Origin of the sequence: Paenibacillus faecalis, from assembly GCF_900289175.1 — a bacterium.
GTDB classification, from domain to species: Bacteria; Bacillota; Bacilli; order Paenibacillales; family Paenibacillaceae; genus Paenibacillus_AQ; species Paenibacillus_AQ faecalis.
The window spans coordinates 1,421,659-1,448,321 of the sequence record NZ_LT985747.1 but is presented as its reverse complement, the minus strand read 5'-3'; the positions used below and the strand labels follow the sequence as shown (position 1 = coordinate 1,448,321).

Annotated in this window: 19 protein-coding genes; 15 read left to right on the top strand and 4 right to left on the bottom strand. The window is 48.1% G+C overall.

All coding sequences use genetic code 11. The features are described 5' to 3' along the window. Positions 1-32 precede the first annotated feature (32 nt). The 8 genes from C8268_RS07075 (at position 33) to trxB (ending at position 9,651) form a co-directional block, all read left to right on the top strand. Positions 33-707, top strand: coding sequence for an RNA polymerase sigma factor (locus tag C8268_RS07075; protein ID WP_106767018.1), 675 nt, complete (start codon positions 33-35; stop codon positions 705-707). Then, positions 688-1,524, top strand: coding sequence for a hypothetical protein (locus C8268_RS07070; RefSeq protein WP_106767017.1), 837 nt, complete (start codon positions 688-690; stop codon positions 1,522-1,524). The genes C8268_RS07075 and C8268_RS07070 overlap by 20 nt, the downstream gene beginning before the upstream one ends. Next, the gene (locus C8268_RS07065; protein ID WP_106767016.1) at positions 1,521-2,378 is read left to right on the top strand and encodes an ATP-binding cassette domain-containing protein; all 858 of its coding nucleotides are present in this window, start codon (positions 1,521-1,523) and stop codon (positions 2,376-2,378) included. Before C8268_RS07070 ends, C8268_RS07065 begins: the two co-directional genes overlap by 4 nt. 174 nt (positions 2,379-2,552) lie before the next feature. After that, positions 2,553-3,380: an SDR family NAD(P)-dependent oxidoreductase gene (locus C8268_RS07060; RefSeq protein ID WP_106769870.1), complete on the top strand. Its 828-nt coding sequence runs from the start codon at positions 2,553-2,555 to the stop codon at positions 3,378-3,380. Positions 3,381-3,435: 55 nt separating this feature from the next. Further along, positions 3,436-4,833, top strand: coding sequence for a homocysteine synthase (locus tag C8268_RS07055; RefSeq protein WP_337441809.1), 1,398 nt, complete (start codon positions 3,436-3,438; stop codon positions 4,831-4,833). Positions 4,834-5,069: 236 nt separating this feature from the next. Then, on the top strand, positions 5,070-6,221 hold the full coding sequence (locus tag C8268_RS07050; protein ID WP_158702693.1) for an aldolase/citrate lyase/malate synthase family protein: 1,152 nt from the start codon (positions 5,070-5,072) through the stop codon (positions 6,219-6,221). A gap of 362 nt (positions 6,222-6,583) precedes the next feature. After that, positions 6,584-8,611 carry a heavy metal translocating P-type ATPase gene (locus tag C8268_RS07045; RefSeq protein WP_106767013.1) on the top strand — a complete coding sequence of 676 codons (2,028 nt, stop codon included), beginning with the start codon at positions 6,584-6,586 and terminating at the stop codon, positions 8,609-8,611. Between the two features lie 95 nt (positions 8,612-8,706). After that, entirely contained in the window at positions 8,707-9,651 is a 945-nt protein-coding gene (trxB, locus tag C8268_RS07040) for a thioredoxin-disulfide reductase (RefSeq protein ID WP_106767012.1), read from the top strand. 127 nt (positions 9,652-9,778) lie between these two features. On the opposite strand, the gene C8268_RS07035 is transcribed toward trxB, so the two are convergent. After that, a complete protein-coding gene (locus C8268_RS07035; RefSeq protein WP_106769869.1) occupies positions 9,779-9,976 on the bottom strand; it encodes a hypothetical protein in 198 nt (65 codons plus the stop codon). Positions 9,977-10,156: 180 nt separating this feature from the next. Then, on the bottom strand, positions 10,157-11,038 hold the full coding sequence (locus C8268_RS07030) for an AraC family transcriptional regulator (protein ID WP_106767011.1): 882 nt from the start codon (positions 11,036-11,038) through the stop codon (positions 10,157-10,159). Positions 11,039-11,212: 174 nt separating this feature from the next. Here C8268_RS07030 and yicI point away from each other — a divergent pair, with 174 nt between their 5' ends. The 7 genes from yicI to C8268_RS06995 all read left to right on the top strand — a co-directional run bounded on the left by yicI (position 11,213) and on the right by C8268_RS06995 (position 22,981). Further along, a complete protein-coding gene (yicI, locus tag C8268_RS07025) occupies positions 11,213-13,537 on the top strand; it encodes an alpha-xylosidase (RefSeq protein ID WP_106767010.1) in 2,325 nt (774 codons plus the stop codon). A 115-nt stretch (positions 13,538-13,652) separates the two neighbouring features. Further along, positions 13,653-15,461 carry a sensor histidine kinase gene (locus tag C8268_RS07020; protein WP_106767009.1) on the top strand — a complete coding sequence of 603 codons (1,809 nt, stop codon included), beginning with the start codon at positions 13,653-13,655 and terminating at the stop codon, positions 15,459-15,461. Then, positions 15,436-16,998 (top strand): response regulator transcription factor, encoded by a 1,563-nt coding sequence (locus C8268_RS07015; RefSeq protein ID WP_106767008.1) that lies wholly within the window; start codon positions 15,436-15,438, stop codon positions 16,996-16,998. The genes C8268_RS07020 and C8268_RS07015 overlap by 26 nt, the downstream gene beginning before the upstream one ends. A gap of 142 nt (positions 16,999-17,140) precedes the next feature. Further along, complete coding sequence (locus C8268_RS07010; protein WP_106767007.1) at positions 17,141-18,109, top strand: ABC transporter permease; 969 nt, start codon at positions 17,141-17,143, stop codon at positions 18,107-18,109. 15 nt (positions 18,110-18,124) lie between these two features. After that, positions 18,125-19,033: a carbohydrate ABC transporter permease gene (locus tag C8268_RS07005; protein ID WP_106767006.1), complete on the top strand. Its 909-nt coding sequence runs from the start codon at positions 18,125-18,127 to the stop codon at positions 19,031-19,033. Between the two features lie 73 nt (positions 19,034-19,106). Continuing rightward, the gene (locus C8268_RS07000; RefSeq protein ID WP_106767005.1) at positions 19,107-20,792 is read left to right on the top strand and encodes an ABC transporter substrate-binding protein; all 1,686 of its coding nucleotides are present in this window, start codon (positions 19,107-19,109) and stop codon (positions 20,790-20,792) included. 146 nt (positions 20,793-20,938) lie between these two features. After that, a complete protein-coding gene (locus C8268_RS06995; protein WP_106767004.1) occupies positions 20,939-22,981 on the top strand; it encodes a beta-galactosidase in 2,043 nt (680 codons plus the stop codon). A gap of 129 nt (positions 22,982-23,110) precedes the next feature. Here C8268_RS06995 and C8268_RS06990 read toward each other — a convergent pair whose 3' ends face one another. Both C8268_RS06990 and C8268_RS06985 read right to left on the bottom strand, forming a co-directional pair. Next, positions 23,111-24,748 carry a response regulator transcription factor gene (locus C8268_RS06990; RefSeq protein ID WP_106767003.1) on the bottom strand — a complete coding sequence of 546 codons (1,638 nt, stop codon included), beginning with the start codon at positions 24,746-24,748 and terminating at the stop codon, positions 23,111-23,113. Continuing rightward, positions 24,726-26,558 carry a sensor histidine kinase gene (locus C8268_RS06985; RefSeq protein ID WP_234032686.1) on the bottom strand — a complete coding sequence of 611 codons (1,833 nt, stop codon included), beginning with the start codon at positions 26,556-26,558 and terminating at the stop codon, positions 24,726-24,728. The genes C8268_RS06990 and C8268_RS06985 overlap by 23 nt, the downstream gene beginning before the upstream one ends. Between the last annotated feature and the right edge of the window lie 105 nt (positions 26,559-26,663).

Sequence of the window (26,663 nt, the reverse complement as noted above, 5' to 3'; positions counted from 1 at the left end):
AAAATATAAAGGGGAAAGGGGGAGAGTAAGGCATGATTTCAGATCAGCAGTTGTCTGAAAGAATGGCGGCTGGTGACCAGGATGCTTTCGAGATGCTGGTTACCCGATATCATGGTCCGCTGTTAAGTTATATATCGGGTCAGCTGCAGGACCGTCAGAAGGCTCAGGATATCGTTCAAGAGACATTTATACGTATGATTCGTCATTTCAGGCAGCATGGAGCTCTGGAGCATGTAAGATCCTGGCTTTACCGTGTGGCACTGAACCAATGCAAGGACTATTGGAAAAGCTCGGCTTACCGATCAGAGGGTCTGGTTGGTGAAGAGTTTCCGGAGCGTTTCGATCCTTCAGCAGGTGCTGAAGAACTGCTCGAGAGGCAGGAGACTTCAGCGGAAATCGCTGCTTCTCTTGAAACTTTGCCGGCTGCCCAGCGGGACATTATAACTTTGCGTTTCTTTCATGACATGAAGCTGCAGGAAATATCAGACCTGTTGGACCTCCCCCTGAGTACCGTGAAGACCCATTTATATAATGGACTAAGAAAGCTTAAAAAGCTGATGACCGTAGAAGACTCATACGCGCCGGCAATAACGGCTCGTTCAAGCGGACCGCCGGGCGGCGTCCGAAGGAGAAACAGGAGAGAAGATGACCGGCAAGTTAAACGAAAAGAAAGTGAGGTGTATTCCCATGGATCATCCTTCCGATAACGAACTAAGAAGGCTTGAAGAGGAGCTTAGAGAACCGCTTACTCGCGGTGTTTTTTCACCACCGCTCCCTAGTGAAACCGCGCATTTGATCGCCTCTCTTCAAGGAGAGTTTGACCTGCTGAAGATGGAGGCTGCGCCTCCCAAGCTGGATTTTAACCCTCAAGTCGATCCCCCCTCATTAAGGCAGCTGCTGCGCAGTCAGCTCCGTCTCAATCTGAAGTACATTTTTCTTGCTAGTGCGGCGGTGTTTACGATGCTGATTTTGCTGATTGATCCGGATTATCCTTTGGATAGTATGGGGGGGATTCCCGGAGGAATCTTTCCACTTATTACACCTCTTCTCCTGATTGCATCTATGCTGTTTAGCAGCCGCACATGGGATCGAGGGATGAGAGCCGTGGAAACGATCACTCCATACCCGCCGGCATTGGTTTTGTACAGCAGGCTCCTTATGGTGACGTTTATCGTGATCGGCATGGCGCTGATCAGTACAGTTGCCCTTGGCATAAAGGCTATGAATTCAAATGAAACTCATTTTTTGTTCGGGCCCTTTGTACTTGAATGGCTGGGTGTTCTCCTTTTAACTGGTGGGACAACGATGTATATGATGTTCCGAAAGGGTATGGTGGCTTCCATATTATCGGCCATATTAGTCTACGGTATATGGATTGTCATTCAAGGACAGATTTATGAAGTCACCCAGTTCTTGAAGACACCTGTAGATTTTATCGTCCTCCTCGTTGGGGCCGCTTTACTGATTTCATCGTATGGGTACAGCCGTAAGGATAAGGTATCTCCAGGGAGAACGGCTTTATGATTCATATCGAAGGGTTAATACGTCAGGCTGGTACGTATCGACTGGAGATCGGAAATGCCAAATTAAATGCCGGATTGAACTTGATCGTCGGTGCGAATGGTGCAGGAAAGACGACGCTGATGGAAATATTAACGACGCTTCAGGCTCCGGATGAAGGAACTATATTGTACAAAGGGCGCAAGGCATCAGAGCATTTGCCGCTCGTTCGGAGCCAGATCGGGTATGTGCCGTCGGATATTGAATTGTACGGGGATATGAAGGTCGGAAAACTGCTGACTTATTTGGCGGAGCTTAAGGGAGTATATTCTTCTGAAATGATTAACCGTCTGATGGAGGATTTTCGTCTGGATGTGCACCGGCGAACCAAAGTCAGAAGCCTGTCTCAAGGGGTGCAGCGAAGAATTGCGATTGTTCAGGCTCTACTGGCTTCACCGTCGTTTTTGTTTTTGGATGAACCGCTGAATGGAATGGATGCGGAGGAGCGGAAGTTTTTAATTACTTATCTGACGCGCTATGCCAAAGGCCGGATGGTAGTTGTAGCTGCCCATGAACTGAATGAGTGGGAGGATGCGACGGATACCGTGATCTGGATACATCGGGGACGAATTCGTTATAACGGACCTCCCCGAACCTGGAAGCTTGCAGCTCCTTTAAAGGTTTGGGAAGGAGAGGTTAGTCTGACGGAATTTGAACAGATTCCGGAGCAGAGCATTATTCATTTTAAAATGCTGAGCACAAGTGTAGTGGTAAGGGTGATGGGCAGTACGGCACCGGGTTCGGAATTTTCTGAAAAAGAACCGACGCTGGAGGATGCATTTTTTATCCATATGGATGTTCTTGCCCAAAGAGCATAAAGGAGTGAGGTGTCTCAAGAAGGTTATTGACCTTAGGGACACCTTTTTTTTGTGGGAAAAGTCAATCAGGGACGTGTCCTTCGGGTATAAAACGGGTAAGCACGGCAATGATCCAACGGAAGGTTCGCGTGAATGACCAGCCGTGCAAGACGTTTCAAGAAGGGAGAGCAGATTATGGAAACGGTTGAGAAAGAACACGGAAATGAAAAGATAGCGCTCGTTACCGGTGCAGGGACCGGCATCGGTCGAGGCATTGCTAAAGTTTTGGCTCAGAAAGGCTATCGATTGGCGTTGACGTATCATTCCAGTGAGGATGGCATACGGGAGGTTGAGCAGGATATTTCTCATATTTACGGAAAAGCCCCGCTTGTCCTTCAAAGTGACCTGACGGTTCGGAGTGAAGCCGAAAGGGTTGTCAAGCAAACGATGGATGAGCTGGGTCGAATAGATCTGCTGGTGAACAATGCAGGTGTCGGAAATCACGCACTTTTAACGGATATGGATGAAGATGACATGGATGCAACGATCCATCTTGATTTCAGGGCTCCGATGCTGCTCAGTAAATACGCGGTACGGGAAATGATTGCAAAAGATATTTCGGGCCACATCGTTTTTATAACTTCTTCCCGCGGTGAACGAGCTTATCCGAAGGATAGCATATACGGAGGGATGAAAGCTGCGCTAATACGTGCGTCTCAGTCGCTTGCTCTGGAATGGGCACCCTACGGTATTCGGGTTAATTGCGTCGCCCCTGGAGCGACCGTCAACCGATTGGAGCAAAACGCGGAGGAAGAGGCGTTCGGGAGGAAAATACCGTTAGGCCGCATTGGAACGCCTTCGGATATCGGGGAGGCCATCGCCTGGTTAAGCTCCGATGCTGCTTCATATATTACAGGCATTAACCTACGTATTGACGGAGGTTTGATCTTGCCGGGTATGCCTGAGGATACATCACCAGAGGCAGGCTATGGATGGGGAAAAGTGATGGTAGACGAATCTTAATAACAGGGAAAATCCAATCTTATTCTTGAAGAGTACATCCTTTTTCATAATTCCGATGAATTTAATGGGTATTCCCTCTTTTCAAACGGTGGAAAGTATGAGAGAATGGGAGAAATTTATTTTCCTACATTTCCATCGGAAACAAAAGGAGGAAGTATCCATGTCAGAGGAACGAAAATTTTCTATTGAAACATTAGCCGTACATGCAGGCCAGGAGATCGATCCGGCCACCATGTCCCGCGCGGTGCCGCTTTATCAGACGACTTCTTACGGATTTCGGGATAGTGAGCATGCAGCAAATCTGTTCTCGCTAAAAGAATTCGGCAACATCTATACTCGGATCATGAACCCGACTACCGATGTCTTTGAACAGCGCATAGCAGCGCTGGAAGGCGGGGCTGGTGCATTAGCAACTGCTTCGGGGCAGGCAGCTATAACATTCGCCATTTTGAATATTGCGGGCGCAGGCGATGAGATCGTTTCCTCTTCTAGCCTGTACGGCGGCACATATAATCTGTTCGCTACCACACTGGCAAAACTCGGAATTAAAGTCCATTTTGTTGATTCCACAAACCCGGATAACTTCCGCAAATACCTGAATGATAAAACAAAGGCTTTGTTTGCCGAAACGATCGGCAATCCGCAAGGAAATGTGCTGGATATTGAAGCGGTTGCGGCCATTGCGCATGAGCATGGAGTTCCGCTGATCGTGGACAATACTTTCCCGAGCCCGTACCTGCTTCGTCCGATTGAGCATGGTGCAGATATCGTGGTACACTCGGCTACGAAATTTATCGGTGGTCATGGCACCTCGATCGGCGGTGTGATCGTAGATGGAGGGAAATTCGATTGGGCGGCAAGCGATAAATTCCCGGGCTTGACTCAGCCTGATCCAAGCTATCACGGGGTGGTATACACGGAAGCGGTTGGTCCGATCGCCTACATTATTAAAGCCCGTGTACAGCTGCTTCGGGACATCGGCGCGTCGATTTCTCCATTTAACTCATGGATGTTGCTACAAGGTCTTGAGACACTTCATCTGCGAATGGAACGCCATAGCCAAAACGCATTGCAGGTGGCTCAATATTTGGAGAACCATGACGCCGTCGAGTGGGTTAGCTATGCCGGTTTGCCAAGTCATTCGTCCTATCATTTAGCGCAGAAATACATGCCAAAGGGGCAGGGGGCGATTTTGACATTCGGCATCAAAGGTGGAGTTGAAGCAGGGCGTAAAGTGATTGAGAACGTAAAGCTGTTCTCTCATCTTGCTAATGTCGGGGATTCCAAATCGCTCATCATTCATCCGGCGAGCACAACGCACCAGCAGCTGACCGAGGAGGAACAAATTGCCGCAGGTGTAAATCCGGAGCTTCTTCGCATTTCGGTTGGAACCGAAGCGATTGATGATATTTTGTATGATCTGGAGCAGGCTCTGGCTGCCAGTCAGAAGTAAAACGGTAATCATTTTAAAGCATCTTTCTCGGGTTGAACCGAGCAAGGTGCTTTTATTTTTTTATAAATGCATATCATGAAGGAAAGTGTTAGCGTTCTCCCGTAAAACTTTTAGATTTTTAAGTGAAACGTAAGCTTTGCCTAAGCCCGGTCGTATATTTCCTGTTTTTGTATAATAATCATTAGGGATGGAGAAAGAACCTCCAATTCAAGTGGAAAAGGAGTAGAATGATGATCATGAATGAAGGGAAACGGAGAAATGGCACTGAATTGGGGAAGCGCTTTTACAATAGGCTTAGTCGCGAAAGCCGCGAGCATTCATCCGGAAACCTTAACGATGTGAATGGGTTGAAAGACCTGGCAACGACCGGTGGGATTACCTATGAAGAAGCGCTGCTGCTCTTCGCTGCTCCTGAGGATTTAGAGGAAGCTGTGCGGAAAAAGGAGGCTTCTGAAAAGGATCGGTCTTCTCTGCAACGCCTGCTAGGTTGGAGTGACGAGAAGAGGAAGCTGAAGGTGTTGTCTCGCGCAGATACAGAAGAACAGGCATTAGTCGGTATGAAATATGGCGCTCAGGGCATTGGTCTGATGAGAGGGGAAGCTTTACTTTACTCTAAAAACCAACCTCTGAATAAAGTATATCGCAATTGGTTGGAAAGTCGGGGAGAAACGAAGAAACAGCATTATCGGTTTCGCCTGATTTCGTTATGGACCGAAGAATGGATGGGCGTGCTCCAGGCGGCTAGCGGCTGCCCGTGTGCAGTGAGTCTTGCATGGGATAGAAGAGTCGAATGCAGCCCTCAAGACAGGGTGGAGCTGCAAGATATACAGTTGGAATCGGTGTACCGTGCGGCGGCACGCTGTCAGAGTGAAGGGCTGGATTGTCAGCTGGAGCTGCTTGCGCTTTGGCCATCTGATGTATCGGATTTTACAGAAGCTCATGATTTTATTGAAGAGGTGGGCAGTCAGACGCTTTGCCAGTTGAAGCCCTCTGTAAACATCAAGATTGGTGCGTTGCTGCACCCGGATATATTGCCATCAGATGCAGCCGAGATTGCTCGTTTGGCTGATGTTATTGTTATAGATACGGAAATGGAACCGGGTCTTCGTGGCATGGTAGAGGAGAACGTTTGTGATCGTATTTGGGAACGAATCAGGATGCAAGAGCCGATAGCAGAATGGGCCAATCCAGCTTTGCAGCACAGTAATTTGGAAGAGACGATCCGTCAAATTCGATGTGTAAAGCCGAATATCGGCATCAGGGCGGTCGGAGAAGTAACCGTCTCTGATCTGAAAGCGGTATACCGATTGGGTGTGACCGAAGTATGTTGTGCCCCGTCGATGATGGCAGCCGTGCGGCTTGCGGGAGTTCGGTTTGAAAAGATGTGAGAATATGCTGCTTGCCGTGAAAAAAGCTTGAAGGAATAAAAATTTGGGAAGAAACGCCGCTGTCCATTAACGGGGACACAGGCGTTTCTTTTTACATAATAAAGAATGTTGTTTCATCTAAACTGTGAACTGCTGAATAACAGCAAGATGAAAAAAATAGGCGGAAAAGGTGTTTACATTTCGCTGGATACCGATTATGATAAAATTGTAAAAGTTTCTCTAAGGAAAATAATTTGTACTAAGACAAAAATGATTTTCATTCTCATTTAGACATGCTGCTCCGGCTTAGCCGGGGCAGCATGTGTCATTTTCAGGGCATTAATAATGGCTCTCATTATCAAGAGAAGGAAGGGTGGTTTAATATGGAATGGTTACAGAAAGGAACGATTAAATCTACACCATCAGCAGACAAGGGAGAAGGACCACAAAAACCTCATCAACCTGGCAAGTGGGATCTTCGTAGCTTGCTGGCTAATTCGGAAGTTCTGGCTGTGCTGGGCAGCGGCCTTCTCATGCTTATAGCATGGATTGCAGGCCAATGGTCAGAATGGCTGTCCGTTGTTCTGTATGTGGCTTCCTATACGCTTGGTGGTTGGATAAAGGCGAAGGAAGGTATCCAGACCCTAATTAAAGAGCGGGATTTGGATGTGAATTTACTTATGATCGCTGCTGCCCTGGGCGCTGCTTCAATCGGCTATTGGGGCGAGGGTGCGATGCTCATTTTTATTTTTGCACTGAGTGGTGCGCTGGAGAGTTACACGATGGAGCGGAGCCGAAAGGATATTTCCTCGCTCATGGAGCTTCAGCCGGAGACGGCGCTTCGAATGGAAGATGGCCAGACGGTATCGGTATCAATTAGGGAATTGGAAATCGGTGATTTGATCCTTGTCAAGCCGGGTGAGCTCATTCCAGCAGATGGCACAGTGGATCGGGGTGGATCTTCTGTGAATCAGGCGTCGATTACGGGAGAGTCCATTCCTGTGGATAAAGCGGTAGGCGATCCTGTATTTGCCGGGACCCTTAATGGAGAAGGTGTGCTTTATATCGTAGTGACTCAAAGGGCAGAAGAAACTCTTTTTGCAAAAATTATTAAATTGGTGGAGGAAGCTGAAAGCGAAGTTCCGGAATCAGAGCGGTTCATTAAACGTTTCGAATCGATATATGCTCGTGTAGTAGTGATCGTTACTGTGGCATTGATCGGACTGGCGACACCGATTCTTGGATGGGATTGGAACACCTCATTCTATAAAGCGATGGTTTTTCTTGTTGTCGCCTCTCCATGTGCGCTGGTGTCATCCATCATGCCAGCCATATTGTCCGCCATCTCGAACCGAGCCCGGAAAGGTGTACTGTTTAAAGGTGGAGCCCATGTCGAGAACATGGCTCGCACTGCGGTGGTTGCATTTGATAAGACAGGAACACTAACGATTGGTTCTCCAAAGGTTACCGATTTTATTGCAGGTGACATGCTGACACGAGAGGAACTGCTTGCGATTTGCGCGTCGGTGGAAAGCATGTCCAAGCATCCGTTGGCGTTAGCAATTGTGAACAAAGCTGAAGAGGAAGGTATCGAGCTTTTCCCGGCGGAGAATGCGCAATCTATAACCGGCTGGGGAATGCAAGCTGAAGTTCAAGGAAAGCTGTGGAAAATCGGAAAGAGCGATGTGTTGGACCGGATAAAGGATACCACGTCTGAGACTGCCCTCGGAGCTGAGATGACAGACATTGCTGATCATACAAAGAGCTTAACAGATGCTTCGGACTGGATTGCTATTCGTACCAGATTGGAGTCGGAAGGCAAGACGGTTTCCGTCGTGCTGGCAGGTGATACGGTAGTTGGAATGATCGCTTTGCAAGATACGGTGCGTCCGCAGGCAGCTGCGGCAGTAAAACGTCTGCAGCAGCTGGGCATTAAGGTAGCTATGCTGACAGGCGACCGCAAAGCAACCGCTCAAGTTATAGCAGAGCAAACAGGCGTTGACATGGTATTCTCTGATTTGCTGCCGGAAGATAAAGTGGAGCATGTAAAGAACTTGCGTGAAACTTACGGCCATGTCGTTATGATTGGTGATGGAGTCAATGATGCTCCGGCACTGGCAACAGCTACAGTAGGTATTGGTATGGGGGTAACCGGCAGTGGAACGGCCCTGGAGGTTGCCGATGCGGTATTGATGAATGACAATATTGAGGAGATTGCCAGTACTGTGAAGGTTGCCCGCAAGGCACAGCGGATCATAAAGCAAAATATAACATTTGCGATTGCAGTCATTTTGACACTGATTGTAACCAATTTTATGTCAGGCGTTGCACTTCCGCTGGGCGTGGTCGGTCATGAAGGCAGTACCATTCTGGTTATACTGAACGGACTTCGTCTGCTTCGTACGAAATAAGTCATATTGACAGTTACGTTTAAATAAATCATAATTGATATTAACTTAAAATAATTATAAATTGTTTGGTGTCTAATGAATGGAGGGAATTATAGATGTATAAATCCGTTGTTATAGGTACGGGGCCAGCAGGTCTTACTGCCGCAATTTATTTGGCTCGGGCGAATTTGAAACCTCTCGTTATTGAAGGGCCTCAGCCTGGCGGACAGCTGACGACAACAACAGAAGTAGAGAACTTCCCCGGATTTATAGATGGCATCCAAGGTCCTGAACTTATGGATAATATGCGCAAACAAGCTGAGCGCTTCGGTGCAGAATTCCATATGGGTTGGGTGAACAGCATAGAGTTCGGAGAGCGTCCTTTCAAGCTGCACGTTGAAGATCTGGGAGAGGTCGTTACAGAAACCGTCATTCTTTCAACAGGTGCTACTGCAAAATATCTCGGAATTCCAGGGGAAGAGGAGTATGTCGGCCGCGGAGTAAGCACATGCGCTACATGTGACGGTTTCTTCTTCCGCAATAAAGATATCGTTGTCATTGGCGGGGGAGATTCTGCGCTTGAAGAAGCGAACTTCCTGACCCGATTTGCTTCCAAGGTGACGCTGATTCATCGCCGTGATGAGCTTCGTGCCTCAAAAATCATGCAGGATCGCGCTCGCGCCAACGCAAAAATCGATTGGGCGCTGGATCGCGTGCCGCTTGAAATTATTGCTAATGATGAGCACGGTGTAAAAGGCGTCAAGGTTCGGAACAACAAAACAGGAGAAGAAGAAGTAATCGAGACGAGCGGAGTTTTTGTGGCCATCGGTCATCATCCGAACACCGGTTTTTTGGGAGGCGCAATTACGACGGACTCCAACGGGTATATCGTCACCACACCAGGAACGACCGAAACGAATATTCCCGGCGTCTTCGCTTGCGGAGACGTGCAGGATACTCGCTACAGACAAGCGATTACGGCAGCAGGCAGCGGCTGTATGGCTGCCATGGATGCAGAGAGATACATTGAGAGTTTGGAGCATAGCGCCATCGCGATGTAAACTGCTTCACCACACTAATCAGGGCTCTTCCCTATCATTCGGGGAAGAGCCCTTTTGGACGTACTCAAAACTTATGTGTTATGCTGTCTCTTGCTTGTGTTACCTTATCTTGTAGTTATGATTTCCGTCAAAAAAAGATCTTCATGAACAGCTGGAAAACGACATATGCAGCAATTCCTGCAAGGACCAGCAGCAGACCCGCCTTTTTCTTACCTTGAAAGAGGCGTAGAATGGCTAGGCTGAACAGTGGCGCAATGATCAAAAGAAACAGCAGCACGGTTACAAACATCTGCGCCGTAATATCCGATGTGTTGACATAGGTCATGAAACGTTCCTCTCCCATCTGTTTCTTTCCTGAATGATACACTGTATTGTACAGTGACATTTATCACACTTATAAAATCCATTATATAGGAAAGGAATGTTTTTTACCTTAGCTACACTGAAAAAAATGAGGCGAAATTACGTCAAATTTGCATTTTTGGAGCACATTAGAATATTAAAGTTACAATTTTTTTCGATATTGCGATGGTGTGCAGTTCATTATTTTTCGAAATACCCGAACAAAATAGCTGATATGACCAAATCCGACATCAAATGCGATGTCGGATATTTTGTAATCCGGCTGTCTTAGCAATTCGGCGGCCTGCCGCACGCGGTAGGAATTCATGTAATCAACGGGGGTTTGACCTGTCATCGATTTGAAGAAGCGGCAGAACTGCCCCTCGCTCATCGGGATCAGCTTGGCCAACTCGCTGAGACGGATCGGACGCTGATAATGGTTTTGAATATAGACGATCACCTTCTTCAGCCGTTCGGTTCGTGTGAGGTCGGTTGCATCCGTCCGGCTGCGGTTGACCAGCCTGCCAGAAGCGGCAGCATGATGCAGCATGAGGTACAGATGCCCCTTAATCGCTGCCTCGTAACCAGCTGTCGGCTTCTTGGACAAGTCGATCATTTCCCGGATATGCCCAAGGAGTTTCTCATCCGTCTTCCTCGTCATCCATCTTGGAAATACCGCTTTCCGCTCTTGGAACGGGACGATCAACTCTTCTTGCAGTGCATCGTATTGAGCGCTCGCAAGCATCCCGAAATCAAACACCATGGCACAGAAGCTGCAGCCCTGATCACCCTGTGCATGTCCGGTATGGATGTCCCCGCCGTCAATGAACAGGGCTTCCCCCGCCTTTACAGGAATGTATTCCGTGTCATTAATCTGAAACAAAACCTCGCCTTCGATACAGTAGAAAATTTCGGGCTCCGTATGCCAATGAGAGTCAACGACGTGTGCTCCAGGGGCAAACTGATACCAGTAAACCCCGAACGGAAAGCGTTCATTGCCATGAACTTTGCTTTCCTTTAGAGATTGGTGCAGTGTCTGGTCCATTACAAAAATCCCCCTTTCTTCCATAGGAAAAGCTAGACAGCTTATTATATATCAAAATTGTGCTATAAAATCGCCGGATACTGTTAGTTTCATCAAAATAAGATCACTATAATGATAGTATAACGCTTTCAACTAAACTTTCAATTTTCAAAATATAGAAAGGCGGTTCATCTTATGAAATTTACTGACGGCAACTGGCTTGTACGTGAAGGCTACTCCATTGCTGGAGCCGTACAAGCCTATGATTTTGCGGTACAAGACGGAACACTGACAGCTTATGCATCAACAGCACCGATTCCAGGCAGAGGAGCGACGATCAATGCCCAGCTTATTACGGTTCAATTCCATTCGCCTCTTCCTGGCGTGATCGGAGTGAAACTGGTTCATTACGCGGGCGTTCGCGACCGTGGACCGGCGTTCCAATTGTATAAGGAAGAGGGCAGCCACGCTGTTATCGAAGAGAACGAGCAGGAGGCTGTACTTCGCAGCGGTAACCTGAGTGTCGTGATCAAAAAAGGGCCGCAGTGGTCGGTTCACTTCTATCGTGGAGACGAGCGGATTACCGGCAGCGGATTCAAATCGATCGCCCATATCGCTGAGGATAATGGACAGACTTACATGCGTGAGGAGCTGGATCTGGGCGTTGGCGAGTGGGTATACGGGCTCGGTGAACGTTTTACGCCTTTTGTGAAGAATGGTCAAGTGGTTGACATCTGGAATGAGGACGGGGGCACAAGCTCGGAGCAGGCATATAAAAACATACCGTTTTATATGACGAACAAAGGTTATGGTGTGCTTGTAAACCAACCGGATCTCGTGTCCTTCGAGGTAGCGTCCGAGAAAGTGAAGAAGGTGCAGTTCAGCGTTCGTGGCGAGTCTCTGGAGTATTTCGTTATTGATGGTCCAGAGCCGAAGGCTGTGCTGGATAAATATACAAGTCTGACGGGTAAGCCGGCTCTACCTCCTGCCTGGAGCTTTGGCTTATGGCTTTCGACTTCGTTCACAACGCAGTATGACGAGGCAACGGTCAACTCGTTCGTTGATGGGATGCTGGAGCGTGACATTCCGCTGCATGTGTTCCATTTTGACTGCTTCTGGATGAAGGGGCTAAATTGGACCGATTTCCAATGGGACGAAGAAGTGTTCCCTGATCCGCAGGGTATGCTGAAGCGTTTGAAAGAGAAGGGCTTGAAGATTTGCGTATGGATCAACCCGTACATCGCGCAGCGTTCCCGTCTTTTCGAGGAAGGGCGCGAAAAAGGCTATCTCGTGAAGAAGCCAAACGGCGACGTATGGCAGTGGAACTTGTGGCAGCCAGGTATGGCCCTTGTTGACTTTACGAACCCGGATGCATGCGAATGGTATGCAGGATATCTCCGCGAGCTGGTGGATATGGGCGTGGATAGCTTCAAAACGGATTTCGGTGAGCGCATCCCGACGGATGTTGTGTATTTCGATGGCTCCGATCCGCACAAAATGCATAACTACTACACCCAGCTGTATAACAAAGTGGTGTTTGAAGTGCTTGTCGAGAAGCTTGGCAAAAATCAAGCGGCTGTATTTGCGCGTTCCGCAACGGTCGGCGGTCAGCAATTCCCGGTACACTGGGGCGGCGATTGCTATGCCGATTACGAATCGATGGCTGAAAGCCTTCGCGGCGGACTGTCGCTGGGGCTGAGCGGCTTCGGCTTCTGGAGCCATGATATTGGCGGCTTTGAAAATACCGCACCTGCTCACGTGTTTAAACGTTGGCTGGCGTTCGGGCTTCTGTCCAGCCACAGCCGCCTGCACGGCAGCACGTCTTACCGGGTGCCGTGGGCTTACGACGAAGAGGCTGTTGATGTTACACGTTTCTTTACCAAGCTGAAAAGCCGTCTGATGCCATACCTTTTTAATACGGCGGTTCAAGCCCATGAACAAGGAACTCCAAGCATGCGTGCCATGTTCCTGGAATTCCCGGATGACCCTGCCGTTGAAATGCTTGACCGCCAATACATGCTTGGCGATTCTCTGCTTGTAGCTCCAGTGTTTAGCGAGAAGGGAGAAGTATCGTATTATCTTCCGCATGGTCGCTGGACTCATCTGCTGACTGGTGAAACGGTGGAAGGAGGTTCGTGGCGCAAGGAAACCTATGATTTCCTCAGTCTTCCGCTCTTCGTACGTGGGAATTCTTTCCTGGCGCTTGGTGCAACCGATAACCGTCCGGACTATGACTACGCGGATGGTGTAGAACTTGGCTTGTATGTTCTGGAAGACGGACGTGAAGCTTCCGTGGTGGTGCGAAACATGGATGGTCAGGTGGAGCTTACCGTTCGCGCCGTACGCGAAGGCAGCCGAATCACGGTGAAATCGGAGGGCAGCAAAAAGCCATTTGCGATGAAGCTGCACGGTATGGATTCAGCCGCTTCCGTTGATGGTGCAGGAGTGAGCTTGAAAGAAGATCGTATTCTCGTAGAGGGCAGCGAGCAAGCTGAATTTACAGTTCAGCTGGAAGCATAGATGTAAATACGTTTGAAATGTAAATGGGATAAGTCCGGAGCAGCCATCTGCTGAAGCCCGGGCTTATTCCATATTTCGTTAATCTTTTTGTGTAGACAGGGGCGAAAAGCATCCAATGTTATCGAAATTCATTCAATTCATGAATGATATGAAAATCCGAAAAAAATTAATACTATCCTTTGTTGTCGTGGTTTTTGTCCCCGTTGCGATCGTCAGTATTTTCCTGACAAGAGAGCTTCGGGAGCTTGCTTTTAACAATGCTGTAGAACAAGCATACCAGAACGTGGACCGGGTGAAGAAGCGGTCTACGGAGGTGCTAAACGTGGCTGATGATTTAGCGTACCGGCTCTCGTATGACGAGCGTCTGAAAAGCGTCGCCAGCCGCCAATATGAAAGCGCATACGAAGTGTTTATAGCTTATCGTTCTTACCCGGATTTTCAGCAGGCCAAGCAGATATACAAGGAGATATCCAACGTTCGATTCTATGTTGAAAACGAGACGCTGCTCAATAATTGGGAGTTTATGAACCCGGGAGAAGAGATTCGACAGTCAGATTGGTATATCCGTGCCCAGAAAAATATTGGGGTCGTTCACTGGGTTTATTTAATGGATGAACGGGACAAGAAATATTACCTCAGTCTGGTTAAGGGGATCGATCTGGGAAGCAAAGGCAAGCGCGGTGTGCTGGTGATTAACGTGAATAGCAGTCTGCTCAATACGATTTTGAACCAAGAGATGTTCTTTACAATGATCGTTGACAGCAAAAACAATATCGTTGCCTCTAACCGTACCGAACTGTATGGCAAGACGCTGGGCGAGATCGATGACAATTCAGGCATTTTGTATGAGAAAAACGGGTTCTTTGAAGCGGTCATCGACGACGAGGCATCAAAGGTGTTGATTGAACCGTTCAACCCGGAGCTGGGACAGAATGGCCTTCGGATCATATCGATTTTCTCCATCGACAGCATCGTAGCCGATGCCAATCGTATAAACAAGCTGGCGCTGACGGTAATCATCATCAGTCTTTTGCTTGCTATTTTGCTCATATATAGCTTTTCTTCTCTTATATCCAGCCGCTTATTGCGATTAAGCAAACATATCACGAAGGTTAGCATGGGGAATTTGGAGCTCGCGATGGCCATAGACGGTAAAGATGAAATAGGACAGCTGTCTCGGCAGTTTAATTCGATGGTTGGTAATGTCAACAAGCTGATGAATGAAGTTCAGGAATCCAACCTGCAGAAACGGCGCATGGAGCAAAAGCAGAATGAAATCAAATTCAAAATGATGGCCAGCCAGATCAATCCTCATTTCCTGTTCAATGCTCTGGAAGCAATCCGTATGGAGGCACACCTGAAGGGGGAGAGCGAGATCGCACGGATCGTTCGACTGCTCGGCAAGATGATGCGCAGCAATTTGGAGGTGGGAACCGGCAAGACCACGATGAAAGACGAGATTGAAATGGTCCGGTGTTATTTGGATATTCAAAAATTCCGCTATGAAGACCGCTTGAAATATGAGCTGCTTGTAAAACCGGATGCCGAACATGTCTCTATTCCGCCGCTGATTATTCAGCCTTTGGTGGAAAATGCCGTCATTCACGGAATGGACCATAAGGAGGAGGGAACCTTCATTCGGGTTCAAGTGACTGCTGGCAGCGGCATGATCCATGTCGTGACCGAGGATAACGGAGCGGGCATTACGCCGGAGCGGTTTGCCATAGTTCGCAGCTATCTGAATGAAGCCGATGAGCATGAAGGGGGGCGGATCGGACTGCGAAATGTACATGTCAGACTCCAGCTTACTTATGGTTCCGAATCCGGTTTAACGATCCACAGCGAGCCAGGAGCAGGTACCCGAATTGAATTCCGTATTCCGACAGGGGGAGAAATCGATGATGAAAGTGCTGATCGTAGATGACGAGCCCAAGCTGCGTGAAGGATTGAAAACGATCGTGCCTTGGGCTGAGCTGGGATATAAGGTTGTGGACACGGCAGCGAATGGAAATGAGGCACTCGAAAAGCATAAACGGTATGCACCGGATGTCATGTTGGTAGACATCCGTATGCCCGGTATGGACGGATTGCAGTTGATCGAAGCCATCCGCTCTGACGATCCAGCGATTCATCTGCTCATTTTGAGCGGTTACGCTGAGTTTGATTATGCCAGACGTGCCATTACCCAGCGGGTCGATGGATATTTGCTGAAGCCGGTGGATGAGGATGAGTTGTCTGGCTTTCTGATTCAGATCAAAGAGAGCATCGAGCAGGAACAGGATGATAAAGCGCTGAATCAAACGGTCGGTGGTTTCAACCGGGAGCAGGCGATTCAGTCCTGGATCGATCAGAAAACCCAGAAGCCCGTATCCCGCCAGCTAGCCGAAGAGCTCGGCCTGGTGTGGAATCGGTATCAAGTTGTTCTGATTCATATACACGACCTGGATGAAGCAGAATCAGAAGCGCATCGTCTCTTCAAAAGCAAGCTGATGGAATGCTTTGAGGAATGTTTTGAAGATGAAGGCTGCGCTGTCGTATTTACATTGCATGGCTTCATGGGGGTATTGATGCCGACACCTGTTCTGTCTGTATCCGACCGGGAGACACTGAAAGTACGGCTTGATCAGGCGGCTGATTTATCCGGAGTGTCCATTACGGCGGCCTTAGGGTATCAGGTGCACGAGATCAGCGATATTACCAAGTCGTACGAAGCGGCAAAGAGGTTGCTGCAAAGACGATTTTTTTATCCTTCGGGGAAATTGTTGTACCCGGAATCCGTAGCGTTCGGCGAGGAGACAGAAATGAAGGAAGTGCCAGGATATCATTCCGAGCCATTCATGGAGCGGCTTTACTATGCGGTGGACGTTGGTAACGTAGACGTGCAGAAGAAAGTACTTCGTCTGGCTGCTCTTGCGATGATCCATGAGCATTTTTCGGAAGATGACATGAAGCGTGCGTTTACCGAGCTGCTGACAGGTGTGTATAACAAGCTGATCATTCACCACACAGGGCTGCAATCGAGGACAAAAGAATACTCTGATCGCATTTCCGCCATATTTTGCCAGACAACCGTATTTGATCTATGTCATCACTGTGCCCAATTTCTGGAGGAGCTTATGTGGCAGACGGGAAGTGGGGGAATCGATCAGGAGATGAAGCGAATGGTGGACATGATTCAGCGAAATTACAGCGAGAATATCAAGCTGAAGACATTGGCCGAGGTATTTAATTATGACAGAGCCTATTTAGGAAAAATGTTCAAAAACATCACAGGTGAAAACTTTACTACGTATCTTGACAAGGTTCGGATTGATAAGGCCAAGGGTTTTCTGAAACAGGGCATGAAGGTGTACCAGGTTGCGGAGAGAGTAGGTTATACGAACGTAGATTATTTCCATAGCAAATTCAAAAAATACGTCGGAACCTCACCCTCCAATTACCGCAAGGAGACAGGTCTTTAAAAGAGCTGCACAGCTTCGAGTATATGGCAATGTGCCGCACGGGCCATGTCTCATTTTTATATGATTTTTGCACCCATTCGTCGGGTACTCCGCCTCTTCCGATTGATTTATCATCAAATTATACAAGAGAGGAGGGGTTGGTTTGAAAGCGATAACAGAGAGTGAAGGCAGCGTCCAACCTGTCGCCATAAAGAAAAAAAAGAAAGGTTTTTGGACCACTTTCAGGGAGCAGAAAGTACTGTACGGTATGTCGCTTCCTTTTATCATCATCGTTTTCATATTCAGCTATTTGCCAGTATGGGGCTGGCTTATGGCATTCCAGAACTATAAACCGGGCAAGGGGATATTTGAACAGAAATGGGTCGGCTTTGATCACTTCGTAACCTTGTTTACGGACGAAAAGTTTTATTTGGTGCTTCGCAATACGCTAGCTATGAGTTTCATGGGCCTGCTCGTCGGCTTCACAGTTCCGATTGTGTTTGCGGTACTGCTAAATGAAATTCGTGGAAACGCTTTTAAGAGAACGGTGCAGACGGTTTCTTATCTTCCTCACTTCGTATCCTGGGTGGTGGTAGCCGGGATCGTGACCAAAATGCTGTCTGTGGATGGAGGAGCGGTCAACCAACTGCTGATGTGGCTTGGCATCATTGATGAGCCGATTCAATTTATGGCACAGGGAAGCTGGTTCTGGTACATCGTAACAGGCGCCGATCTTTGGAAGGAAATGGGCTGGAATGCCATTATTTATTTGGCGGCGATATCAGGGATCGATCAGGAGCAGTTTGAAGCCGCTAAGGTTGACGGAGCGAATCGCATCCGCCAGATATGGCATATCACACTGCCAAGCATTGCGCCAACGATTGCGATCTTGCTCATCATGTCGATCGGTCGTCTGATCAGTATTGGGTTTGAGAAGCAGTTTCTGCTTGGTAACTCGCTGGTGGTGGATTACTCTGAGGTCCTGGATCTCTATGCACTCAATTACGGACTTAATATGGGACGATTCTCCTTTGGTACGGCCATCGGGATGTTCAATTCCATCGTCAGTATTATCCTGCTGTTCGTCGCAAACGGTCTTTTCAAAAAATTTACGAAGCAATCGATTATGTAAGGAGGAGGGAACAGCATGGCTCGTACAAAAGCAGCATTCAAGCCCTCACTTTCCGACCGGGTGTTTGATATATTCAACTATACGTTTATGACCATTGTTATGATTGTGACCTTATATCCGTTTTTGAACGTGCTCGCCATATCACTCAACGATTCTGTTGATACGGTGCGTGGGGGGATTACGATTTGGCCGAGGGAGTTTACCTTGGAGAACTACGCCCAGATCTTTCAGTATGAAGGGTTGCTCACCGGGGCGAAAATATCGGTGCTTCGGACCATAACGGGAACAATCCTCGGCCTGCTCAGCGGAACGATGCTCGGTTACGTGCTCAGCCGTGTAGATTTTCAGGGAAGAAAGTTCATGTCTGTTTTTCTCGCACTGACGATGTACTTTTCTGGAGGTATGATTCCGGTTTTTATTCTCATCCGGGATCTTAACATGATGAACACGTTCCTGGTCTATATTATTCCGGGTATGGTAAGTGCGTTCAACGTTTTTGTCATCCGTTCGTTCATCGACGGTCTGCCATACTCTCTTCAGGAATCGGCCAAGCTGGACGGGGCAAACGACTTTACGATCTATTATAAAATCATTCTTCCACTGTGCAAGCCGGTGCTGGCAACGATCGGATTGTTTTTGGCGGTCGGGCAGTGGAATTCCTGGTTCGATACATACTTGTATAACGGCTCTGCACCGCATTTGACAACACTACAGTTCGAGCTGATGAAGGTGCTGCAGAGCACACAGGGGCAAACCAGCTCCATGGTACCCGGTCAGAACATGGCTGAGATCGTTAAACAGGTGTCTCCGGAATCGATCAAAATGGCGATTACGATCGTCGTAACCGTTCCGATCTTAATCGTTTACCCATTCCTGCAGCGGTATTTCGTAAAGGGAATGACGCTTGGTGCAGTTAAAAGCTAATCTGTATCGGTATCAGCAGGCTTTAGGCCTCTTATACGATAAATTCATAACATGAGGTTTAGGGGGTATAGAAATGAAACATAAGAAGAGATTATCGCTGTTGCTTGCCATCATGATGATGGCTTCACTGGTCCTTTCGGCTTGCGGTGGCGATAGCCAGAAAGGCACCGCTGCTGATTCGCAGCAAGGGGATTCGCTCGAACCGATGACCATTACTTTCTTTAGCGCCGATTCCAATGCGAACTGGGTGAACATGGAGGATGCTGTCGGAAAGAAGCTGACAGAGAAGACTGGAATTACAATCCAGGCTGAATTTGCGGTCGACGGCTCCAATCAGAAGCTTCCGCTGATGGTGGCGAGCGGAGAATATCCGGATCTTGTATTTGCTAAAAGCGATGCGAATATGTTTGTCGATGCTGGTGCATTCATCGACCTTACGGATCTGATTGAGGAGCATGCGCCTAATCTGAAGAAGCTGTATGGCGATTATATGAATCGGCTGAAGTGGAGCAGTGAAGATGAATCGATTTATGTGATTCCGACGCTGAATGCAGTGGAGCATGAGCAGTTGGATGCCGGAGGTAACTTCCACATTCAGCATGAAGTGTTGAAGGAATTAGGCTACCCGGAGATCAAGACGGTTAAGGACTTCGAGAATGCATTGAAAGAATATTATGAGAAGCATCCTACGATCGACGGCCAACCGACGATTCCACTGTCGCTCAATGCGGACGGATGGAGATTCATTATCTCCGTAACGGACCCGGCGTTTATTTCGACAGGTCTTTCTAGTGACGGTGAATATTACATCGATCCGAACACTTACGAAGCACAGCTGCATTACAAACGTCCGGAAGAGAAAGAATACTTCCGCTGGTTGAATCATATGAACGACATCGGATTATTGGATAAGGAAGCTTTCGTACAGAAGACGGATCAATATGAGGCGAAAGTTTCCTCCGGGCGTGTACTCGGGGTGATTGACGCAGATTGGGGCTTCAGCCACGCAACGAATGCGCTGAGAACTGCTGGCAAGGAAAATCGCACGTATGCAAAATTCCCTGTTCAATTGGATGAAACAACCAAAGATGCTTCATTTCAAAGCACAGGATATCCTGCGGGCTGGGGCGTAGGCATCACGACATCTGCCGAAGATCCGGTACGTATTATTAAGTTCCTGGATTATCTTGCATCTGAGGAAGGACAAATTCTGTTGAACTGGGGAATCGAGGGCGAACATTATAATATCGTAGATGGCAAACGTGTCATTCCTGAGGATGTTCAAGATCGTAAAATCAACGACAATGCCAACTTTACTAAAGAATCAGGAATTGGCTTATACAACAGCTTGTTCCCTCGCTACGGCGATGGGGTGCTCGATTCGACCGGGAATTACTACACGACAAATTTCCCTGAGCAAATCAAGGAAAATTATACGCCATCGGCTAAAGCAACGCTGGAGGCTTATGGTGCAGAAATGTGGAAGGACCTGTGGCCGCAAGCGGATGAATTTGAGGAAAAACCTTGGGGAGCTGCGTATCTCATTTCTCCTCCTACCGATTCCAATATGGCGATTACGTTCAAAAAGGTAGAAGAGATTACACGTAAGCGTATTCCTGAAATCATTTTGGCTGATCCTGCACAATTTGATCAGTTGTACGATCAATTCATTCAAGAGCTGAATGATGCGGGTGCCGAGAAAATGGAGGAGGAATATTCCGAGTTGATCCGTAAACGCGTTGAATTATGGAATGATTAAAACATAGTTAAGGGGCAGGCGAGTTGCTGCCCCTTTTTTTAAAAAAATTTTGTGAAATGGAACAATTCTAAAAAGATACGAAAGGAATGCATTTTACTTACAGGGTACGACAGTCTATCACTTTTGGAAGGATGGGGAAACGGAAAATGATGAATAAAAAGCTGCCGAAAGTGTGGTACGGCGGGGATTATAACCCGGAGCAGTGGGATGAAGAAGTTTGGAGACAAGACGACCGCCTATTCAAGCTGGCTGGTATTGATATCGCAACGATCAACGTGTTTTCCTGGGCACTGAATCAACCGAATGAGGATACTTATAATTTTGCCTGGCTCGACGAAACGATCGACAGGCTGTACCGCAACGGCGTGTATGTCTGTCTTGGAACGAGCACGGCTGCTCATCCCGCTTGGATGGCACGAAAATATCCGGATATTTTACGTGTCGATTACGAGGGGCGCAAGCGGAAATTTGGCGGTCGTCACCACTCTTGCCCGAACAGCGCGACATACCGTAAATACGCAAAACGTATGGCAAGCCAGCTGGCGGAGCGGTACAAGGATCATCCCGCTCTTTTGATCTGGCACGTATCCAATGAGTATGGCGGTTACTGTTATTGTGATAATTGCGCGGGTGCTTTTCGCACATGGCTTAAGGAGCGCTACGGTACGCTGGATGCGCTCAATAAAGCGTGGAACACACGTTTCTGGGGACATACGTTTTACGATTGGGAGGATATCGTCGTTCCGAACGCGCTCAGTGAGGAGTGGGCTGGAAATCGAACGAATTTCCAAGGTATTTCCCTTGATTATCGGCGCTTCCAGTCAGACAGTCTGCTGGACTGCTACAAGCTGGAGCGTGACGAGCTCAAGCGCAGCACGCCGGACATTCCGGTGACCACAAATCTGATGGGGTTCTATCCCGAGCTGGATTATTTCAAATGGGCAAAGGAGATGGATGTTGTGTCCTGGGACAACTATCCGTCCCTGGATACACCTTTTAGTTACACGGCGATGACGCATTCGCTTATGCGCGGGCTTAAGCATGGACAGCCGTTTATGTTGATGGAACAGACACCGGGCGTTCAAAATTGGCAGCCATACAATTCGGCCAAACGTCCCGGCGTCATGCGGCTTTGGAGCTACCAGGCCGTTGCACACGGTGCCGATACGGTCATGTTCTTTCAGCTCCGGCGTTCTGTCGGGGCTTGTGAGAAGTATCACGGTGCGGTGATCGAGCATGTCGGTCACGAGCATACTCGGGTTTTCCGGGAATGCGCGGAATTGGGGAAGGAGCTGCAGCTTTTGGGGGATCGTCTGCTGGATGCGCGTTCTGATGCCAAGGTGGCGATCATGTACGATTGGGAGAATCGGTGGGGACTAGAGCTGTCCAGTGGACCGACGATTGCTCTGAATTACGTGAATGAAGTGCATAAATATTATGATGCGCTGCATCAACTGCACATTCAGACTGATATGGTCGGTGTGGAAGCTGATTTGGCACAATACGACGTTGTGATCGCCCCGGTCATGTATATGGTAAAGCCGGGATTGGCTGAGCGCATTGAAGCTTTTGTGGCTCGGGGAGGTACTTTCGTGACCACCTTCTTTAGCGGCATCGTTAACGAGAACGATATCGTGACGCTGGGGGGCTACCCGGGAGAGCTCCGCAAGGTGATGGGAATCTGGGCTGAGGAGATTGACGCTCTGCTGCCGGATCAGAAGAATCAGATGGTGATTCGCGGTAAACAAGGACAACTGGAAGGGGCTTACGATTGCGGAATTCTGTGCGATGTGATTCACGCAGAAAGCGCCCAAATTGTTGCCGAATACGGTTCCGATTATTACAAGGGGATGCCATCGCTTACAGTAAATCGTTTCGGGCAAGGCAAGGCCTGGTATGTCGCATCTAGTCCGGATGCGAAATTTTTGCAGGATTTGATGAAGACGATCTGTGGCGAGCACGATATCGCACCTGTGCTAGAGGCTCCGGCCGGTGTGGAGGTTACTTCGCGTGTGAAGGAAGGAAAGGCGTATACGTTCGTTCTGAACCATACGGACGAAGCCCAAACAATTCCTTTGGGCGAAGCCGTATACAAGGAACTCTTGACAGGCGAAAAGGAGCAGGGGCATTGCCAAGTTCCTGCCCGGGGTGTGATGATTTTGGAGAAGCTATTAGGGCATGACGGGTAAATGCGAGGACAGCATAGATCTCCATACTTAATACAGCTTTTCGCACTATAAAAAGCAGAGCAGCGAGGTATTTTCTTGCTGCTCTGCTTTTTTTTGCAATTAAACGCCATTATTTGCATGCTATGCGTGCTATGCATGCTTCGCATGCCGTTTCCGAAATTCATTTGGTGATATACCTTCATGCTTCTTGAAAACCAGACTGAAATATTTCTCGTTTTTAAATCCGATCATCTCGGAAATCGCTGCCATTTTAAGTGTAGGGTTCTGAAGCAGAATTTTCGCTTTGGAGATTCGAAGGCGATTGATGTACTCCGGTATATTAACCTGATGTTTCTGTTTGAATTTGCGAGAGATGTACTCCCGGCTAACATGAAAACGGCTTGCGATATCATAGAGCGATACTTCGTTCTGGTAGTTTTGATCGATGTATGCCGTAATATCTTGAATTAGATCCCCGCCAGCCTGCGTTTGGGTGAGCAGGGTGGAGGAAAGGCGACTCATCGATGTGATCCAATATTGCTGCCACTCGGCAAGTGAGCAAACATATTTGTCGGGATTTGGACACACGATCTCATTCATTTCTTTTCGATAGGTCTTGAGCAACGTTTCAGAAGCACTGTTAACGGTTTCATGGGCGATATGGTTTGAAAATCGTTCGATCTCATGGTCCCATTGCGCCAGCAGCTCAGGTGTGATGAAACCGCTTTTTCGAATATCATGGGTCCATTCTTCCACCGCGTCTGCGATCAGATTAGGCTGCCCGCTAAGAACGGCGAGCTTCCATTGATCCTCATAGCTGCTAAACTGCACTGCAGTCGGTTGATCCTCGGAACGATTCTGAAACTCACTTTTGTCATGAACAAAGTGGTTAAGTACTGTCAAATCCCTCGAAGCAAGAGATGCCACACATTCAGCATATAGCTCGGGCATATCTTCGGGATAGCGTCCTTCACGGGCGATGCCGAAATGCATGTAACGCGATAGCGTCCGCTGAATTCCTTCGTTTATTTCGTTTAGGAGAACGGTTACAACGTCCAGCTTATCCCAGAAGAGGAGCACGATTCGATGATGAGCGCCGAAGTGGCGGAACGCGATTCCTGCGCCATTTTTTTGCAGGAATTCATTACAGATGTTCAGCAGAGCAAACATTAGAAGATCCCGATGATGATCGAATCGCTCAAAGAGTGCAGTATCCGTAGGATCGATTTGCAGGACGGCAAGCCTTACTTTCTCAGCCGATTCAGTAACGATCCCTTCGGTTTTCAGTCGATTGGCGACATGGGGATGGACGCTTGGCTCTTCAAGCAAGCTTGTCAGCAGCTTCTCTGAATAGACAGGCCGATACTCGTTGACCTGAACATGCTGCTGCTGCAAAATCAGGCGTTCCTCTTCCTCGGCTTTCCATGTGGAAGCCGCTTTACTGACGGCCTCATTGATGGCTGACTCGTCGATCGGCTTCAAAATATAGTCCATGCCGCTGTATCGGATCGTATTGCGTACGAATTCGAAGTCGTCGTGCCCGCTGATCACGATGAATTTCATGTCCGGATAGTGATCGCTTATCCACTTCATCAAATCGACACCGTTTTTTAGTGGCATCAGCATGTCCATCAGGACTAAATTCGGGCGGTAAGACGGGATAAGATCCATCGCCTCCTGGCCATTGGCTGCTTCCTTTATTTCGGTTATACCGTGCTCATCCCAATGGACAAGCAGCTGAATTGCTTTGCGTACCCGGCTCTCGTCATCGACGATCAGTGCCTTCATCTGGTTCACCTTCCACATGTATTGTTAGAACAACACGAAAGCCTTGTGGCTGGTTGTTCTCGACCTTGAAGCTGGATTTCCCCCGGGAATAGAGTTTAAGTCTTGTCATGATGTTGATGAGACCGATCCCGATCTGGTCTGTTTCGCTCTCAGAGTGAATATGAAGCTGCTCCAGGTCCAGCTGTTCTATTTTTTGCAAATGCTCTTGAAGCACCTTGTATTGTTCCTCCGGCATGCCGTTTCCGTTATCCTCGACTGTGATTTCAACAAAGGAAGGCAAGAGGCGGCTTTGAATGAGAATATAGTTATTCTCCATGACCGGATTCATGCCGTGCTTGAAATAGTTTTCAACTAATGGCTGAATTAACATCTTTGGAATCAATGTCTGCAGTGTAGACTCTTCCACATCGTAACGGAAATCGAAACCGTTCTCAAATCTCTCTTTTTGCAGTTCGATATAATCTTTGACGTGATTCAGTTCCGTTTGGAGCGTTACAGGCTGGTCGGTATTGTACATGCTGTACCGCATCATCCTTGCGAGTGCCGAGATGAGTGAATAGATTCTTTTCATGTTGTTCTCAAGCGCAAGCGTACCGATCGTCTGCAAGGCATTATTCATGAAATGAGGGTTTACCTGAGCCTGCAGTGCGCGCAGCTGATTTGTTCGGTTAGCCAGCTTCAGCTTGTATTCCTGCAAAATCAGGTTGTTGATCGTATCCATCATGCTGCCAAACCGTCGGTACAGAATGCCGATTTCATCTTTCCGGTCTGATTCGATGTCCACCGACATGCGACCGCTCTTCACCTGGCTCATGAATCCGACCAGCTCGCGAATGGGAGCGGTGATTCGTACCGATATCCAAATCGTGGCGACAACGATGACAAGAAATGATACGGATAGTAACAAAATATTGATGAAGGCTGTCCTTTCCGCGCTGCTTAGAATATAGGAGGTCGGAATCTCCTTGACCATTAACCAATCGCTTACAGTGGACTGAATTCGATTATAAACGTAAATGTTGTCGTTGTGCTCGAAATGTCCTTCCTGTTGACCGGAATCTCTGACGGAATGATACCAATCGGCCTGAATTGGTTGTCCGATGGCTTCTTTATTGCCGGCATACATGATAACTCCATCTTCGTTCACAATGTAGAGCTCTTCATGTTGCGGTTGATACAGCTGGCTGCTGATCCGACTGAGGAATGTCATATCCAGATCAATCGCCAGCAGACCTATGCGCTCCGAAGATGGAACACGCTCGATGACACGATACAGCGTAAGGACCTGCGCATCTTCTTCATAAGGAAAAGCTAGCTGGAAGCCGTAAGAATGCAACGCATGAGGCGGCTGAATAAACAGGCTGCGGTCATGGAGATCAGGGATCTCATGGTACAGGTTGATGTCGCTGGCCTTTTTGGCGAAATCCTGGGCATATAAAGTGGATTCCCGGTACGCGTCAACATACAGATAGACCTGCCGGATTCCCGCCATAGCTTGATACATCGATTGCAGAGTAGCTGTCTGTCTGCCGCTGGCGCTGATATTTTCGTGACTATAATGCAGGCTTCGGAAAAAATCAGGATCGGAATAAACTTTCAGAGAGTTCCGGTTCAGTTCCTCCAGGCTGCTCTCTAGATTCATCCTTCCTTGATAAAGAAGATTTTGGTTCTCGGCCACCGTACGTTCTTTGAGCGCATTTGTGGTCGTAACGTAACTGATCATGATGGAGACTGTTGTTGGAATGATCGTCGCCAGCAACATAAAGGCGATCAATTTCGTGCGTATGCTGCTCCAGTTCAATTCATTCACCCGCCGATCAATTTTCTATACCTTTTCGTTCACATCCTAGGGTAGTCCCGTGTTTCTTATCTTAGCATAATTGAATTAGAGAGAAACGTTAGGTCAAGCGAAAGG

Excerpts from the sequence above, each read along its gene's own strand:
- C8268_RS07075 (WP_106767018.1), top strand. The coding sequence starts at position 33 with ATGATTTCAGATCAGCAGTTGTCTGAAAGAATGGCGGCTGGTGACCAG.
- C8268_RS07070 (WP_106767017.1), top strand. The coding sequence starts at position 688 with ATGGATCATCCTTCCGATAACGAACTAAGAAGGCTTGAAGAGGAGCTT.
- C8268_RS07065 (WP_106767016.1), top strand. The coding sequence starts at position 1,521 with ATGATTCATATCGAAGGGTTAATACGTCAGGCTGGTACGTATCGACTG.
- C8268_RS07060 (WP_106769870.1), top strand. The coding sequence starts at position 2,553 with ATGGAAACGGTTGAGAAAGAACACGGAAATGAAAAGATAGCGCTCGTT.
- C8268_RS07055 (WP_337441809.1), top strand. The coding sequence starts at position 3,436 with ATGAATTTAATGGGTATTCCCTCTTTTCAAACGGTGGAAAGTATGAGA.
- C8268_RS07050 (WP_158702693.1), top strand. The coding sequence starts at position 5,070 with ATGAATGAAGGGAAACGGAGAAATGGCACTGAATTGGGGAAGCGCTTT.
- C8268_RS07045 (WP_106767013.1), top strand. The coding sequence starts at position 6,584 with ATGGAATGGTTACAGAAAGGAACGATTAAATCTACACCATCAGCAGAC.
- trxB (WP_106767012.1), top strand. The coding sequence starts at position 8,707 with ATGTATAAATCCGTTGTTATAGGTACGGGGCCAGCAGGTCTTACTGCC.
- C8268_RS07035 (WP_106769869.1), bottom strand. The coding sequence starts at position 9,976 with ATGACCTATGTCAACACATCGGATATTACGGCGCAGATGTTTGTAACC.
- C8268_RS07030 (WP_106767011.1), bottom strand. The coding sequence starts at position 11,038 with ATGGACCAGACACTGCACCAATCTCTAAAGGAAAGCAAAGTTCATGGC.
- yicI (WP_106767010.1), top strand. The coding sequence starts at position 11,213 with ATGAAATTTACTGACGGCAACTGGCTTGTACGTGAAGGCTACTCCATT.
- C8268_RS07020 (WP_106767009.1), top strand. The coding sequence starts at position 13,653 with ATGTTATCGAAATTCATTCAATTCATGAATGATATGAAAATCCGAAAA.
- C8268_RS07015 (WP_106767008.1), top strand. The coding sequence starts at position 15,436 with ATGATGAAAGTGCTGATCGTAGATGACGAGCCCAAGCTGCGTGAAGGA.
- C8268_RS07005 (WP_106767006.1), top strand. The coding sequence starts at position 18,125 with ATGGCTCGTACAAAAGCAGCATTCAAGCCCTCACTTTCCGACCGGGTG.
- C8268_RS07000 (WP_106767005.1), top strand. The coding sequence starts at position 19,107 with ATGAAACATAAGAAGAGATTATCGCTGTTGCTTGCCATCATGATGATG.
- C8268_RS06995 (WP_106767004.1), top strand. The coding sequence starts at position 20,939 with ATGATGAATAAAAAGCTGCCGAAAGTGTGGTACGGCGGGGATTATAAC.
- C8268_RS06990 (WP_106767003.1), bottom strand. The coding sequence starts at position 24,748 with ATGAAGGCACTGATCGTCGATGACGAGAGCCGGGTACGCAAAGCAATT.